The organism is Kitasatospora cinereorecta, from assembly GCF_024172095.1.
In the GTDB taxonomy this organism is placed as follows: domain Bacteria; phylum Actinomycetota; class Actinomycetes; order Streptomycetales; family Streptomycetaceae; genus Kitasatospora; species Kitasatospora cinereorecta.
Genome location: NZ_JAMZDX010000006.1, coordinates 244676 through 258401, shown reverse-complemented (window position 1 = coordinate 258401; position 13726 = coordinate 244676). Strand labels below are relative to the sequence as shown.

Genomic DNA, 13726 nt, shown 5'->3' with positions numbered 1-13726 from the left:
CCCAGGTCAGGGCAACCAGGACAGGGGATCGAGTGTCCAACAGGCGTGGTGAACGTGATGGGGACGGCAGTGGGCGTGGTCTCACTGCCCGGGGCGGCCCGATGGCCGGCCGATAGTCGGATGGGCCTTGCTGCGGCGGCAGCGGACGCGACCGGGGCCAGCGTCGATCAGCTCACCGAGACCTACCAGGCCCACTACCGCTCACTGCTGCGGTTGGCCGCCCTGCTGCTCGACGACCTCTCCTCGTGCGAGGACGTCGTCCAGGAAGCCTTCATCCGGGTGCACGCCGCCCGGCGTCGGGTCCGCGACCCGGAGAAGACCCTGGCCTATCTGCGGCAGACCGTGGTCAACCTCTCCCGGTCCACTCTCAAACGCCGGATCCTCGGCCTGCGACTGCTGCCCAAGCCCATGCCTGACATGGCCAGTGCAGAAGAAGGGGCCTACGATGCGCTGGAGCGCGATCAACTGCGAACCGCGCTCCGGGGGTTGCAACGCCGTCAGCGGGAGGTGCTCGTGCTGCGCTACTACGCGGATCTGACCGAGGCTCAGGTGGCGGAGGTGCTCGGCATCTCCGTCGGCTCGGTGAAGGCGTACGGCTCGCGCGGACTGGCGGCGCTGCGCACGCTGATGGCGAGCAGCGATGACTGACGCCGGACGCGACGGAACGCGGCCGCCCGGCGAGCGGCCGTCGGGCGAACGGCCCTCCGGCGAGCGGCCGTCGGGCGAGCGGCTCTTCGGCGAGCGGCTGTCAGGTGAGCGGTTCTTCGGCGAGCGGCGCGGCAGCGCCAGCCCCCTCGCCGGACCGGACGGGCTGACCGAGCGCGAACTGCGCAGCCGACTGCGGCTGTCCGTCGCCATGGTGGAACCCGATCCGGCCGCCCTGCCCCGGCTGCGCGCCGCCGTACCCCGCCGCCGCGCCCGGCGCCGGGGCGCCCTGACCGGCGCCGCCGTCGCCCTGGTCGCAGCCGCCTCCCTGCCCGTCCTGCACGGCGTCGACCCGTTCTTCGACCTCTCCGGGGACTCCGGCATCGGCGCCATCGGCGCCGGCGACGGCGGCCACCCCGCCCACGCCACGCCCGGCGGACCGTCCACCGCCCCGCTCCCGCACCCGACCGCCGCGGGCGGCGGACCGACCGGCGGGAGCGCGTCCGTCGCCAGCGCCGCCGCGAGCCCCTCCGGCGGGCCGTCCGAGGGCACCCCCGCCGCTCCCGCCTGCGCCGGCACCGACCTCGGCCGGGCCGACTCCCGGGTCGACCCGGCCGACGGCAGCGGACGGATGTACGGCTGGTTCCGGCTCGCCAACACCTCGAGCCAGAGCTGCCGCATCGCCGAGGTCGGCACGCTCGCCGTGGCGTCCGCGAGCGGCGCCGGAGGCGGATCCGTCCGGGTGGTCGGCCACACCGCCGGGGACCCGGCGACCGGGCTGCCCGACCCCGCCGGAGCGCCCCGGGAGCTGCTGCTCACGCCGGGGGCGTCGTTCGTGGTCCGCTTCGGATGGGTGCCGACCCGCTCCTGCGACGCCCCGACGGCCGCACCGACCGCCCAGCTGGCCCCCCAGCCCGTCCAGGCCGTCGCGATCAGCCCGGGCCCCGGGACCACCCCGGCCGCCGCGCCCAGCGCCGGCCCCGGCGACGGCACCAGCCCGACGCCGTCCACCCCGTCCACCGCCAGCCCCACCCCCACACCCTCCACCGTCGGTGGCGGCGTCACCCTCGGCTACGCGCCGTCCGCGGGCGGGCCGACCGTCGCCACGGCGGTCCTCAAGGGCGCCTGCGACGGCACCGTCTACCAGGCCGCTCCCGAACCCGCCCCGACCGCCACCCCCGCGCCCTCGGCCACCGCCCAGTCCACCACGGGCACCTGACCACCCGCCGGGCCGGCCTCATGTGGGTGGGCCGGAGCGGTCAGGCCTGGTGAGTGGGGAGGGCGATCAGCTGTCGCAGGTTGACGTGGCGGGGCCGGCTGACCGTGTAGGCGATCAGGTCGGCGATGTCCTCCGAGGTGAGCGGCTGGATGCTGCGGAACATCGCACCGAGCTGGCCGTCGAGCCCGAGGGCCGGGTTGTCGATGTGGGTGCCGAGCTCGGTGTCGGTCAGCCCCGGCTCGATGTTGGTGACGCGGACGTCGCGCGGGCCGTACTCGCTGCGCAGGGCGGCGGACAGGTGGGTGAGCGCGGCCTTGGTCGCGGCGTACACCGCATAGTCGGGGAAGACCACGTGCGAGGCGATCGAGGAGACGTTGACCAGGTCCGCGGTACCGCCCTCGGCGGCGGCCGCCCGCAGGTCGCCGGAGAACGCGCGGATCACCCGCAGGACGCCGGTCAGGTTGGTGTCGATCATGCGGGTCCACTCGTCGGCCCGCCCGTCGTCGACCGGGTTGGGCAGCATCACCCCGGCGGCGTTGACCACCAGATCGACCCGGCCGAGGCCGGCGGCGATCCGGGCGGCGGCCGCGTCCACCGACTCCTGGTCGGTGACGTCGCAGGCGACCGCCACCGCCCGCCCGCCCGCGGCGGTGATCTCCTCGGCGAGCTCCTTCAGCCGGTCCTCGCGGCGGGCGAGCAGCGCGACGACCGTCCCGTTCGCGGCGAGGAGGCGGGCGGTGGCGGCGCCCATGCCGCTCGCGGCGCCGGTGACGACGGCGGTGCGGCCGGAGAGTGCGGGGTACGACATGGCGGTGCTCCTTGCTCGGGGTGCGGCGGGGTACGGGTCCGTCGGTCGGCGCCCGGGGACGCGTCCAGCCTGCCGGGGCCGTGTCCGGGTACCCAGGGCCGTGGTTTTCCTGGGTCCGGCAGACCCACCCTCCGGACGTAAGGTCGGGTCATGAGCGAGCTGGGGGAGTTTCTGCGGTCGCGGCGGGCCCGGGTGCAGCCGGAGGACCTGGGACTGCCGGTGGTGGGCCGGCGCCGCCGGGTGCCGGGGCTGCGGCGTGAGGAGGTGGCGCAGCTGGCCGGGGTGAGCGTCGACTACTACGTGCGGCTGGAGCAGGGGCGCGGCCAGGGCGCCTCGGAGGCGGTGCTGGACGCGGTCGCCGGGGTGCTGCGGCTGGACGCCACCGAGCGGGCGCACCTGTACGACCTGGCCCGTCCGCCGCGCACGCCGGTCCGCGCCCAGGCCCAGTCGGTCCGGCCGGGCGTGCGGCGGATGCTGGACCTGTTCGACGGACCGTCGTTCGTGATCGGCCGGAGCATGGACGTACTGGCGTGGAACGCTCTCGCCGACGCGGTCATCGGCCTGTCCGCGCTGCCGCCCGAGCAGCGGAACATGGCCCGGCACGCCTTCCTCTCGCCGGCCGGTCGCGCCCTGTACCTGGAGTGGCGGCCGGTCGCCACGGCGACGGTGGCGTACCTGCGCCTGAGCGCCGCCCGCTACCCCGGCGACCGGGCACTCGCCGCGCTCGTCGCCGAGCTGGGTGAGGGCAGCGAGGTCTTCCGCGAGCTGTGGCAGGAGCACGGGGTGCGGGAGAAGTCGTACGGCCGGAAGGTGCTCGGCCATCCGCAGGTCGGCCGACTGGAAGTCGACTTCGAGACGCTGGAGCTGCCGGGAGACCCGGACCAGCTGCTGGTCGTCTACACGGCGGAGCCGGGTTCGGTGACGGCCGGGCGGCTCGCCGCGCTGGTGCCGGTGGCGGTCTGAGGCGCACCGGGGCCGCTGGACCCTTGGCCTGGACTCTGGGCCCGGACCGGTGTCTCGGACCGGTGTCTCGGACCGGCGGTCCGGATCGACGCACCGCCCCCGGCGGTCGGAGGCGGTGTGTGGACTGGTTACCGTGGTGGGTGTGTACCGGTTTCTCCTGACCCCGCGGTGGCTCGGCGGCACGGTCGTGGCGCTCGCCGCTATCGTCGGCTGCCTGCTGCTCGGCTCCTGGCAGCTCGGGCGCTTCGAGGACCGGATCGCCACCCACCAGGACAGCGCCACGGCGGCCGCCTCCGCAGGTGCGGCCGCCACCGAGCCGATCGACCGGGTGCTGTCGGGGCCGGCGGCGAGGGTCGCCACCGACACGGTCGGCCGCCCGGTCACCGCGACCGGCAGCTACGACCCGGCGCACCAGCTGCTGGTGCCCGACCGCACGGTCGACGGCCACCAGGGCTACTACGTGCTCACCCCGCTGCTGACCGCCGACGGCCGGGCCGTCGCCGTGGTCCGCGGCTGGGCGCCGGGCGACCCGGGCGCGGCGCAGGCGGTGCCCGCCGCACCGGACGGGCAGGTCACCGTGGCCGGGCGGCTGCAGGCGCCGGAGACCAGCGGCAGCGGCGGCGCGGTCGCCGGCGGACTGCCGGCCGGCCAGCTGGGCACGATCAGCCCGGCGACCCTGGTCAACGCCCTGCCGTACCCGGTGTTCGACGGCTGGCTGGCCGCCGACGCGGCGCCGGCCGGCTTCAGCGCCGTACCGACCGTGCAGCCGCAGGGCGGCGACGGTCTGAGCCTGCGGGCGTTCCAGAACCTCGGCTACACGCTGGAGTGGTTCGTCTTCGCCGGCTTCGTGGTGTTCATGTGGTTCCGCCTGATCCGCCGTGAGGCGGAAGCGGTACAGGACCGGGCCCTCGGACTGGACCCGGCCCTGTAGGAGACCGTTCTGCGGGAGACCGTTCGCGCCGGCGGGTGCTGTGGGCCGGTCAGCGGGTGCTGGGCTTGGCGGACGGGGCGAGCGAGGGCACCCCGGACGGGAACGTCCAGCTGGACGGCGTCGGGGACGGCCGGCCGCAGTCGCCGTCGGACGAGCCGCGGCGATGGACCACCGTGGTGTGCGACCGCCCCGAGGACCCGGACGAGCCGGACCCCGACGAGCCGGACCCCGACGAGCCGGACCCGGAGGACCCGGACGAGCCCGACGAGCTGTGCGAGCCGGAGGATCCGGACGACCCCGAGCTCTTCGACCCCTTCGAGCTGCGCCCGCTGGACCCGCCGCCCTTGCTGCCCTTGGCCAGCAGCTGCATCGAGGCGTCGCCGCCCAGGGCCTGGCCGCCGCCGAGGGCCTGGCCGCAGCCGTCGTCGGAGTCGTCACTCGCGCACCCGGTCGCGGTCATCAGCAGCGCGGCCACGCCGGCCGCCGCGAGGGCGGCCCGGTGGCCCGTGCGGCCGGTGCGGCCGGTGTTGCCGCGACGGACGGGTGCGGGGGCTCTGTTCGGTTGGCTCACCGGCTGGTTCCGTCTCCGAGGTTCATCCGAGGTCCAGGTGCCGCCGGACGAAGTCGATCTCCAGGCGGAGCTGCTTGATCCGCTCGTCGACGACCAGCGAACCGTGCCCGGCATCGTAGCGGTACACCTCGTGCACCTTGCCGAGCGCCTCCAGCCGCTCCACGTAGTTCTCGATCTGACGGATCGGGCAGCGCGGGTCGTTGACGCCGGCGCTGATGTAGACCGGCGCCTTGACCTGCTCGACGTAGGTCAGCGGCGAGGAGGCGTGCCAGCGCTCGGGGACCTCGTCCGGGTCGCCGCCGAACAGCGTGCGGTCCAGCGACTTGAGCGCCTCCATCTCGTCGGCGTACGCGGTCAGGTAGTCCGCGACCGGGACGGCGGCGAGGCCGAGGGTCCACTCCTCGGGCTGGACGCCGAGGCCGAGCAGGGTCAGGTAGCCGCCCCACGAGCCGCCGGACAGCACCAGCCGGGCCGGGTCGGCGAGCCCGGAGTCGACCGCCCAGGCGCGGACCGCGCCGATGTCCTCCAGCTCGATCAGGCCGACCCGCTCGCGCAGGGCGTCCGTCCACGCCTGGCCGTAGCCGGTGGAGCCGCGGTAGTTGACCCGGACCACCGCGAAGCCGTGGTCCAGCCAGGCCGCCGGACCTGCGGCGAACGAGTCGCTGTCGTGGTACGTCGGGCCGCCGTGGATCTCGAACACGGTCGGGAACGGGCCCTCGCCCGCCGGCCGCTGGACCAGCGCGTGGACCCGCCCGCCGGGCCCCTCCACCCACACGTCCTCGACCGGCACCGAGCCGGGCGGCACCGGGCCGGGCGCCCGCAGCACCACCTCGCCCGAGGTCGACCGGACGGCCGACGGCTCGGCGGCGGAGGACCACAGGAACTCCACCGTCCCGTCCGGGCGGGCGGTGGCGCCGGAGACCGTGCCGCGCGGCGTGTCCAGCCGGGTGAGCACCCCGCCGGCGAGGTCGTACGAGAACAACTCGCTGCGCGCCTCGTACTCGTGCTCGATGAGCAGCGCCCGGGCGTCCGGCCGCCACTGCGCCGACAGGTCGCCGGGGAACTCGCGGCCCTGCTCGTCGCGCAGCTTCAGCTCGGTCTCGGTACCGGCGGCGACGTCCCAGATCATCGGCTCCCAGCGGCCGCGCCGCTGGTGCGCCACCAGCAGACGGGTGTCACCGACGGCCGGGGCGAAGCCCAGGCAGGCGACGCCGCGCGGCTCGTCACACCCGGTCACCTCGTCCAGCTCGGCCACGGTGGAGCCGTCGGCGAGGTCGAGCACCCGGATCGCGGAGTGCATCGCGTCGCCGTGCTCGGTGTGGTCGACGGCCAGCAGCGCGGAGTCCAGCGAGAGGTCGCCGACGCCGCCGTACTCGGCGTGGTGGTAGACCACCTCGGGGCTCCCGCCGTCCGGGCGGCGCAGGTACAGCGTGGTGCCCTCGTCGTCGGTGGAGGTGCCGACCACGACGGTGCCGTCGCGGCCGAGCGCCAGGCCCGCCGAGTACGCGGCCGGCACCCCGGGCACCGCCTCGTGGTCCGGGCCGCCGGCGAACGGTTGGCGGCGCCAGACACCGAACTCGTCGCCGTCGGTGTCGTCGAACCACCAGATCCAGGCCCCGTCCGGGCTGAGCTCGGCCTCGGTGGTCCCGTTGGGGCGGTCGGTCACCTGCCGGTGGTCCCCGGTCGCACGGTCCCAGGCGTACACCTCGTAGGTGCCCGTCGCGTTCGACACGTACAGCGCCCGGTCGGGCGCGTCCTCCGCCCACTCCGGCAGGGAAACCCGCGCCGCCCGGAACCGCTGCTCCCACGCCGGGACGGCGTTCGTCTGATCGGTCATGCCACCCATCCAACCCGATCGGCCGACCCGCCAGCCAGGGGCGTGACAGCCCGCACCGCGCGCGCCCCGGCGGGGGCGCGATCCCGCGCGCCGCGCGCCGGGTCGTCGGGGCGCCGCCGTACCTGCCGGGAAGCAACGAACCGGGAGCGCCGCTGCACCGGTCGGCGCGCGATCGAACGCCCGGACTCCACGGCCCGGGCGAAGGCCTGCACCTGTCGGTGCCGGTTGCCGGACGAGGTGGGGGTGGGCCGTCGTCGCCCATCCGGCCGAGGCGGATCCGGCCGATCTGCCGCGGGCTCCGCGCGGTGGTGGAGGTGCGCGCCGCCGGGCGCCAGGGTGCGCCGCTCCTGCTGCGTCGACATGACATCCGGTCAGGCGCGGGTTATCACGAAAGCGGTACAAACCTGGACATAACGTACGAGGAGTCACCTTGTCCGGCACCGCTCTCGCCCCCCGCGGCGTGCACGTCAGCATCGAGACCTCCGGCCTGGTCGAGGAGATCGAGCAGTACCTCGCCTCCCTGCCCGGCCCCCTCCACCCGCCGACGCCGTACGTCTGCCCGCTCGGCAGCACCCTCCAGCCCTGGAACGCCGGCCACCCGCTGCCCCACCGCACCCTGCTCGACCGCCTGGTCCATCGCCCGGCCCGGCCGGCCGACGTCACCGTCGCCGGCCACCTGCGGCTCACCTCCCGCTACCTCGCCGCCTCGGGGTGGCTGCAGGGCGCCCTGTGGGACCCGCGGGGCCGGGTCTGCCTCCTCGGCGCCCAGGCTGCCGTCCTCGCCCACGGCTACGGCACCCCGTACACCGTCCGTCGCGCCCGCGCCCAGGTGATGGAGGTCCTCCACGCCACCGGCCGCCCCGTCGACTCCCCGGACGCCTACAACGACCGCCCCGGCACCACCCAGGCGGACGTCCACCTCCTGCTGGACAACGCCGCCGCCCGCGCCCTCGTCCTGGGCATCTGACCGCTCCCCCGGGGCTCGCCGACCTCTTCCCTGGCGTCTTCCCTGGTATCCCATATTCGGGATAGCATCCCTGATATGGGAATCGATGCTGCCCTGGCCGCCCGCCTCGCGGCCCTGCGGGCCGAGCACGGGTGGTCGCTGGACGACCTGGCGCAGCGCAGCGACATCAGCCGTTCGGCGCTGTCGCGGTTCGAGCGCGCCGAGATCAGTCCGACCGCCGCGCAGCTCGGACGACTGTGCACGGCGTACGGCCGCACCATGTCCCGCCTGCTCGCCGAGGTGGAGGCGGAGCCGCCGCAGCTGCTGCGGGCGGGGGAGCAGGCGGTGTGGCGGGACGAGGCGTCCGGCTTCGTCCGCCGCTCGGTCTCCCCGCCGCACGCCGGGCTGCGCGGCGAGCTGATCGAGGGCCGACTGGAGCCCGGTGCGGTGATCGACTACGACGCGCCGCCCGTCCCCGGCCTGGAACAGCACATCTGGGTGCTGGATGGGCGGGTGGAGATCACCGTCCAGGGTGAGCCGCAGCCGCTCGGGCCCGGTGACTGCCTGCGCTTCCGGCTGTGGGGGCCGTCCCGGTTCCACTGCCCGGGGCCGGACCCGGTCCGCTACGCCGTCGCGATCGTCCTGCCATGACCAGGGCCGAGGCCCTTCCCATCAGAGGGGACGCCACCATGGCCGTTTCCACCGCCACCGTCGAGGTCGTCCGGCTCACCGCGGCCGACCTCGCCGACTGCCGTCACCAACTCGGCGCCCTGCTCACAGACGCCGTCGACGACGGCGCGTCGATCGGCTTCCTGGCCCCGCTCGACGCCGCCGAGGCGGCCCACTGGTGGTTGCAGTTCGCCCCGGAGGTGGAGGCGGGCCGACGCCTGGTCTGGGCGGCGCGGGACGGTGCCGGCCGGACCGTCGGCACGGTCGGCCTGGTGCTGGAGGGCAAGGCCAACGGCCGGCACCGCGCCGAGGTGGTGAAACTGATGGTCCACCGCGACGCCCGCGGCCGCGGCCTGGCCCGCCGCCTGCTCGACACCGCCGAGCGCGCCGCCGCGGACGCGGACGCCACCCTGCTGCTCCTGGACACCCGCACCGGCAGCGCGGCCGAGCGTCTCTACGACTCGGCCGGCTGGACCCGGTACGGTCTCGTCCCCGACTACGCCGCCGACCCGGACGGCACGCTCAGCCCCGCGACCTTCTTCTACAAGTCGCTGACCTGACGTGACCTGACCTGCTGTGCCGCCGGCCCGGCCCGGCGCGACCTACGACCGGTCGGCTGCCGCGACGGCGAGCACCACCTTGCCGGTCACCCGCCCGGTGTCGCCCGTGGCGTGACCCTTGGCGGCCTGCGCCAGCGGGAAGACCGCGTCGACGACCGGCCGCAGCCGACCGTCCTCGACCAGGTCACGGATCGCCCGCATGCCCTCCTGGTCGGCCTCGACCAGCAGCTCGTCCACCTGGATCCCGCGGGCTTCGGCCACGCCACGCAGCTCGGCGGGCAGCGTGCCGAGCGCGATGGAGATCAGCCGGCCGCCGGGGCGGAGCACGTCCAGTGAGCGCAGGGCGGTCTCGCCGCCGAGGGTGTCGAAGACCAGGTCGACCGGCTCGATCTCGGTGAAGTCCCTGGTCCGGTAGTCGATCGCCTCGTCCACGCCGAGCTCGTGCAGCAGCTCGTGCTTGGGTGCGCTCGCGGTGCCGATCACGTACGCGCCGCGGTCCTTGGCGATCTGGACGGCGAAGTGGCCGACCCCGCCCGCGGCGGCGTGGACCAGCACCCGCCGGCCCGGCCGGACGTCGGCGGCGTCCACCAGCACCTGCCACGCGGTCAGCGCGGCCAGCGGGACGGCGCCGGCCTGGACGTGGTCGAGGTTGGACGGCTTGCGGACCAGGGCGCGGGCCGGGACGACCACGTACTCGGCGAACGCGCCGACGCCGTGCGGGTACGGCAGCATGCCGAACACCTCGTCGCCGACGCGGTGGATCGTCACGCCGATGCCGACCGCCTCGACCACGCCGGACACGTCCCAGCCCAGCACCAGCGGGAGCCGGTCGAGGAAGCCGGGGAACTGCCGGTGCTTCCAGTCGGTGGGGTTCATACCTGCCGCGTGGACCCGGACCAGGACCTCCGACGGTCCGGGAACAGGCCGCTCGACCTCGACCTCGCGCAGCACCTCGGGGCCGCCGTAGGTGTCCTGGGTGATTGCCTTCATGGTGTTCGTAGTGCTCATGCATCCCAGGCTGCCCGGGCGCGACCTGCGAAAAAAGTGGCCGAATGGCCATGATGTGCAAGAATCGGGCCATGCATCGTGTTGTGGTCCTCGCCCTCGACGGGGTGATCCCGTTCGAGCTGAGCCTGCCCTCCAGGCTGTTCGGCTCCGCCACCGACGCCGACGACCGCCCCCTCTACGAGGTGGTCACCTGCTCGCTCGACGGGCGCCCGGTCCGCACCGCCGCCGACTTCTCGATCACCGTCGAGCGGGACACCACCGCCCTCGCCGAGGCCGACACCGTGGTGATCCCGGCCGCCGAGGAGTTCACCGGGATCGTCGACCGGCACGCCCTGCCCCGCGGCGTCGCCGAGGCCCTGACCGGACTGCGACCGGAGACCCGGATCGTCGGCATCTGCGTCGCCACCTTCCCGCTGGCCGCCGCCGGTCTGCTCGACGGCCTTCCCGCCACCACCCACTGGCGCCACGCCGAGCACTTCGCCCGCCACTACCCGCAGATCCGGCTCCTCCCCGACGTGCTGTACGTCGACACCGGCCGGATCCTCACCTCGGCCGGTGCTGCGGCCGGCATCGACCTGTTGCTGCACGTGATCCGCGAGGACCACGGCAGCACCGTCGCCAACCAGGTCGCGCGCCGCTGCGTGGTCCCGCCGCAGCGCGAGGGCGGACAGGCCCAGTACATCGAGCGGCCGGTGCCCAAGGCCACGGACACCGGCACCTCCGCCACCCGCGCCTGGGCGCTGGACCGGCTGCACGAACCGCTCCAGCTCACCGACCTCGCCCGGCACGCCGGGATGAGCCTGCGCACTTTCACCCGCCGCTTCCGCGCCGAGGTCGGCGTCAGCCCCGGCCAGTGGCTCATCCGCCAGCGGGTCGACCTCGCCCGGCAGTTGCTGGAGAGCAGCGACCTGCCGGTCGGCCGGATCGCCCAACGGGCCGGTTTCGGTACCGACGCCAGCCTGCGCCAGCACCTCAACGCCGCGATCGGCGTCTCGCCGGGCACCTACCGGCGCACCTTCCGCGGCCCCGACCTGCCGCCGGAAGCCTTGCCACCGGAAGCCGCGCCGCCGGACGTCCGACCGCCGGAAGCCCTGCCGTCGGGCGTCCGACCGCCCGAGACCAGGCAGCCGGACGCCGTCGCCTCGGGCGTCAGCTGAAGTCGAGTTCGCCGGTACGGGTCCGCTTCAGCTCGAAGAACTTCGGGTACCCGGCCAGCAGCCGGACGCCGTCGAAGATCCTCACCGCGTCGTCGCCGCGCGGGATCGCGGTGAGCACCGGGCCGAAGAAGGCGGTGCCGTCGACGTGGATCGTCGGCGTGCCGACCTCCTCGCCGACCGGGTCCATGCCCTCGTGGTGGCTCTTGCGCAGTGCGTCGTCGTAGTCGGTGACGTTCGCCGCCTCGGCGAGCTCCACCGGCAGGCCGACCTCGGCCAGCGCCTCCCGGATCAGCGCGTCGTCGGCGGCCCGGTCCTGGTCGTGCAGGCGGGTACCGAGTGCGGTGTAGAGGTCCCGCAGGACGTGGTCGCCGTGGTGCTCGGCTGCCGCTATGCACACCCGGACCGGGCCCCAGCCGGTGTCCAGCAGCCGCCGGTAGCGCTCCGGCAGGTTCTCGCGGCCCTCGTTGAGCACCGAGAGGCTCATCACGCGGAAGTTCAGGTCGAGTTCGCGCCGGCGCTCCACCTCCAGGATCCAACGGGAGGAGATCCACGCGAACGGGCAGATGGGGTCGAAGTAGAAGTCCACAGAGGTCGTCACCCGACCGACCTTAGAGGCTCGGCGGCCCACCGGAACGGTCCATTCCCGACCCGGGTTCCTGGGCCAATCTGCACCCCTGACGCACCGTCTGACGCTGAACGGCCCGGGGCCGGCTCCCCGCACGGGAGCCGGCCCCGGACATCACACCTCCGACGGTGCGACGGTGCTCAGTGCGCCGCGGAACCTGCCCCGGAGGAGGCCCCCGCAGCGGCCCCCGTGCCGGCCTCCCGGGACACGATCGTCCACTCGTTGTGGTAGAGCTTGAACGGAATGTCCTTCTCCACCAGCGGAGTTCCGAGGATCGCGATCCGCGCCAGCACAGCGCCGTTCACGTCCAGGCCGCCGTACAGCCCGGCCTTCCCGTGGACCGCCGGGACCCCGCTCGCCGAGTCGATGCTCACCGAGCCGTCCACGTCCGCCCGCAGGTAGGGCTCGACCGTGGCCTTCACGCCCACCGCGTCGTACAGCGCCACCGACCCGTCGGCCACCAGGCCGGTACGGACCGAGGCCTTGCCGGTGAACGACGCCTTGACCGGCGAGATCTTGGTGCTCACCGGCTCGGTGGTGGAGGTCCAGCCGCCGGCCTTGGTGTAGTCCGCGTGCATCGCCCAACTGCCGTCCAGCTGCTGGGTGGTGTCGACAGTGACGGTGCCGTCGGCGCTCACCTCGGCGTACACCGTGACGTTGAGCGAGATCACCACCGGCACCTGGGCGACCATCACGGTCGGTGTGGCGGTGAGGGTGGCGATCGGGATCTTGACCTGTCCGGTCGAGCCGGTGAGGCCCGCGCTCAGGTGCCAGTTGGCGTGCGCGCCGAGGTCGAAGCCGACCTTGGCCTGCTCGGGGGCGAGGATCCCGTGCGAGCCCTGGTAGGAGAACATCACGCTCGGGTCGAGCTCCAGCGAGCCGTTGAGCGTGGCCTTGCCACCGCCCGGCAGCGGCACGGTGTCGTTGGCGTCCAGCTGCAGCACGGCCGACGCCGACCCGTCGGCGCCACCGCCCGGCTTCGGGACGTACGACGCCTTGAGGTCCTTGAGCTTCGGCGTGACCTGGATCTTGTGCGGGTCCAGGGCGCTCTTGATGTTCGCCCAGGTCTGTCCGAGCAGCTCGGAGATGGTCGCCGGACGCGTGCTGACCGCGACCTTGCCCGGCCCGGCCGCCTGCACGTCGGTGATGGCGAGCAGCGCCCCGCGCGGGGCCACGGCCGACGGCGGGCTGTCGATCAGCTGGCCCGGCCGCACGGCGGCGACGGCGGCGGCACTGGCCGACGGGCTGGGGGCGGGCGACGGGCTGTTCGACGCCTTGCCGTCGCCGTTGGTGCCGTTGGTGCCGTTGGTGGCGACGGCGAGGACGGCCTTGCCGCTCTTCTGGTCGTACGAGTCCAGCTTGAGCGCGGCGGCGTCGGACGCGGGTGCGCTCGGCACGACCGCGGGCTTCGGCGTACCGCTGGCGCTGCTGCCGCCACTCGCCTTCGGTTCGGCGTGCGCGGCGGAGGGCGACGCCGTCGGTTCGGTGGGGATCCGGTCTGCGGCCGGGGCCAGCAGCGTCACCGCCGGACTCCCGGCGGCGTCCGCCGCCATCGCGGCAGCGGTGTCGTCGGAGGAGGCGGGCGCGGCCAGGTTCTTCGTGGCGGCCGCGTCGGCCGGCTGTCCGGGCGTCGCCGTCATCGGGTCGCAGGCGCTGACGGACAGCACCACGGATGCGGCGAGCACGGACAGCGCGAGGGTGCGCATCGACATGCGGAGGGGTCACCTTCGGCGTAGGTGGTCAGAGGACGAGCAGGCCTGCCCTCGGCATGCTACTGACAAGTAGCG

Annotated in this window: 14 protein-coding genes; 8 read left to right on the top strand and 6 right to left on the bottom strand. The window is 74.5% G+C overall.

What is annotated here, in order from left to right; genetic code table 11:
• Nucleotides 1-120 precede the first annotated feature (120 nt).
• The gene (locus FHR36_RS30465; protein WP_253802418.1) at nucleotides 121-648 is read left to right on the top strand and encodes a SigE family RNA polymerase sigma factor; all 528 of its coding nucleotides are present in this window, start codon (nucleotides 121-123) and stop codon (nucleotides 646-648) included.
• Nucleotides 641-1864, top strand: a complete 1224-nt coding sequence (locus FHR36_RS30460; RefSeq protein ID WP_253802415.1) for a hypothetical protein — start codon at nucleotides 641-643, stop codon at nucleotides 1862-1864. Before FHR36_RS30465 ends, FHR36_RS30460 begins: the two co-directional genes overlap by 8 nt.
• Before the next feature lie 40 nt (nucleotides 1865-1904).
• On the opposite strand, the gene FHR36_RS30455 is transcribed toward FHR36_RS30460, so the two are convergent.
• Nucleotides 1905-2672 (bottom strand): SDR family oxidoreductase, encoded by a 768-nt coding sequence (locus FHR36_RS30455; protein ID WP_253802413.1) that lies wholly within the window; start codon nucleotides 2670-2672, stop codon nucleotides 1905-1907.
• Nucleotides 2673-2822: 150 nt separating this feature from the next.
• Here FHR36_RS30455 and FHR36_RS30450 point away from each other — a divergent pair, with 150 nt between their 5' ends.
• Both FHR36_RS30450 and FHR36_RS30445 read left to right on the top strand, forming a co-directional pair.
• The gene (locus tag FHR36_RS30450; RefSeq protein WP_253802411.1) at nucleotides 2823-3635 is read left to right on the top strand and encodes a helix-turn-helix transcriptional regulator; all 813 of its coding nucleotides are present in this window, start codon (nucleotides 2823-2825) and stop codon (nucleotides 3633-3635) included.
• Between the two features lie 142 nt (nucleotides 3636-3777).
• Nucleotides 3778-4566, top strand: a complete 789-nt coding sequence (locus tag FHR36_RS30445) for an SURF1 family protein (protein WP_253802409.1) — start codon at nucleotides 3778-3780, stop codon at nucleotides 4564-4566.
• A gap of 49 nt (nucleotides 4567-4615) precedes the next feature.
• On the opposite strand, the gene FHR36_RS30440 is transcribed toward FHR36_RS30445, so the two are convergent.
• Nucleotides 4616-5137: a hypothetical protein gene (locus tag FHR36_RS30440; protein WP_253802407.1), complete on the bottom strand. Its 522-nt coding sequence runs from the start codon at nucleotides 5135-5137 to the stop codon at nucleotides 4616-4618.
• Nucleotides 5138-5159: 22 nt separating this feature from the next.
• Nucleotides 5160-6974 carry a S9 family peptidase gene (locus FHR36_RS30435; RefSeq protein WP_253802405.1) on the bottom strand — a complete coding sequence of 605 codons (1815 nt, stop codon included), beginning with the start codon at nucleotides 6972-6974 and terminating at the stop codon, nucleotides 5160-5162.
• 430 nt (nucleotides 6975-7404) lie between these two features.
• On the opposite strand from FHR36_RS30435, the gene FHR36_RS39595 reads away from it, so the two are divergent.
• From FHR36_RS39595 to FHR36_RS30420, 3 genes are all read left to right on the top strand, one after another.
• On the top strand, nucleotides 7405-7941 hold the full coding sequence (locus FHR36_RS39595; protein ID WP_301330881.1) for a DUF6197 family protein: 537 nt from the start codon (nucleotides 7405-7407) through the stop codon (nucleotides 7939-7941).
• A 75-nt stretch (nucleotides 7942-8016) separates the two neighbouring features.
• A complete protein-coding gene (locus tag FHR36_RS30425) occupies nucleotides 8017-8571 on the top strand; it encodes a helix-turn-helix domain-containing protein (protein WP_253802403.1) in 555 nt (184 codons plus the stop codon).
• A gap of 38 nt (nucleotides 8572-8609) precedes the next feature.
• Nucleotides 8610-9149 carry a GNAT family N-acetyltransferase gene (locus FHR36_RS30420; RefSeq protein WP_253802401.1) on the top strand — a complete coding sequence of 180 codons (540 nt, stop codon included), beginning with the start codon at nucleotides 8610-8612 and terminating at the stop codon, nucleotides 9147-9149.
• A gap of 42 nt (nucleotides 9150-9191) precedes the next feature.
• Here FHR36_RS30420 and FHR36_RS30415 read toward each other — a convergent pair whose 3' ends face one another.
• Nucleotides 9192-10157 (bottom strand): NADP-dependent oxidoreductase, encoded by a 966-nt coding sequence (locus tag FHR36_RS30415; protein WP_253802399.1) that lies wholly within the window; start codon nucleotides 10155-10157, stop codon nucleotides 9192-9194.
• Between the two features lie 71 nt (nucleotides 10158-10228).
• On the opposite strand from FHR36_RS30415, the gene FHR36_RS30410 reads away from it, so the two are divergent.
• On the top strand, nucleotides 10229-11314 hold the full coding sequence (locus FHR36_RS30410; protein WP_253802397.1) for a GlxA family transcriptional regulator: 1086 nt from the start codon (nucleotides 10229-10231) through the stop codon (nucleotides 11312-11314).
• Here FHR36_RS30410 and FHR36_RS30405 read toward each other — a convergent pair.
• Both FHR36_RS30405 and FHR36_RS30400 read right to left on the bottom strand, forming a co-directional pair.
• Nucleotides 11307-11912, bottom strand: a complete 606-nt coding sequence (locus FHR36_RS30405; protein WP_253802395.1) for a mycothiol-dependent nitroreductase Rv2466c family protein — start codon at nucleotides 11910-11912, stop codon at nucleotides 11307-11309. The genes FHR36_RS30410 and FHR36_RS30405 overlap by 8 nt on opposite strands.
• Nucleotides 11913-12079: 167 nt before the next feature.
• Entirely contained in the window at nucleotides 12080-13651 is a 1572-nt protein-coding gene (locus FHR36_RS30400) for a hypothetical protein (protein ID WP_253802393.1), read from the bottom strand.
• Nucleotides 13652-13726: the final 75 nt, after the last annotated feature.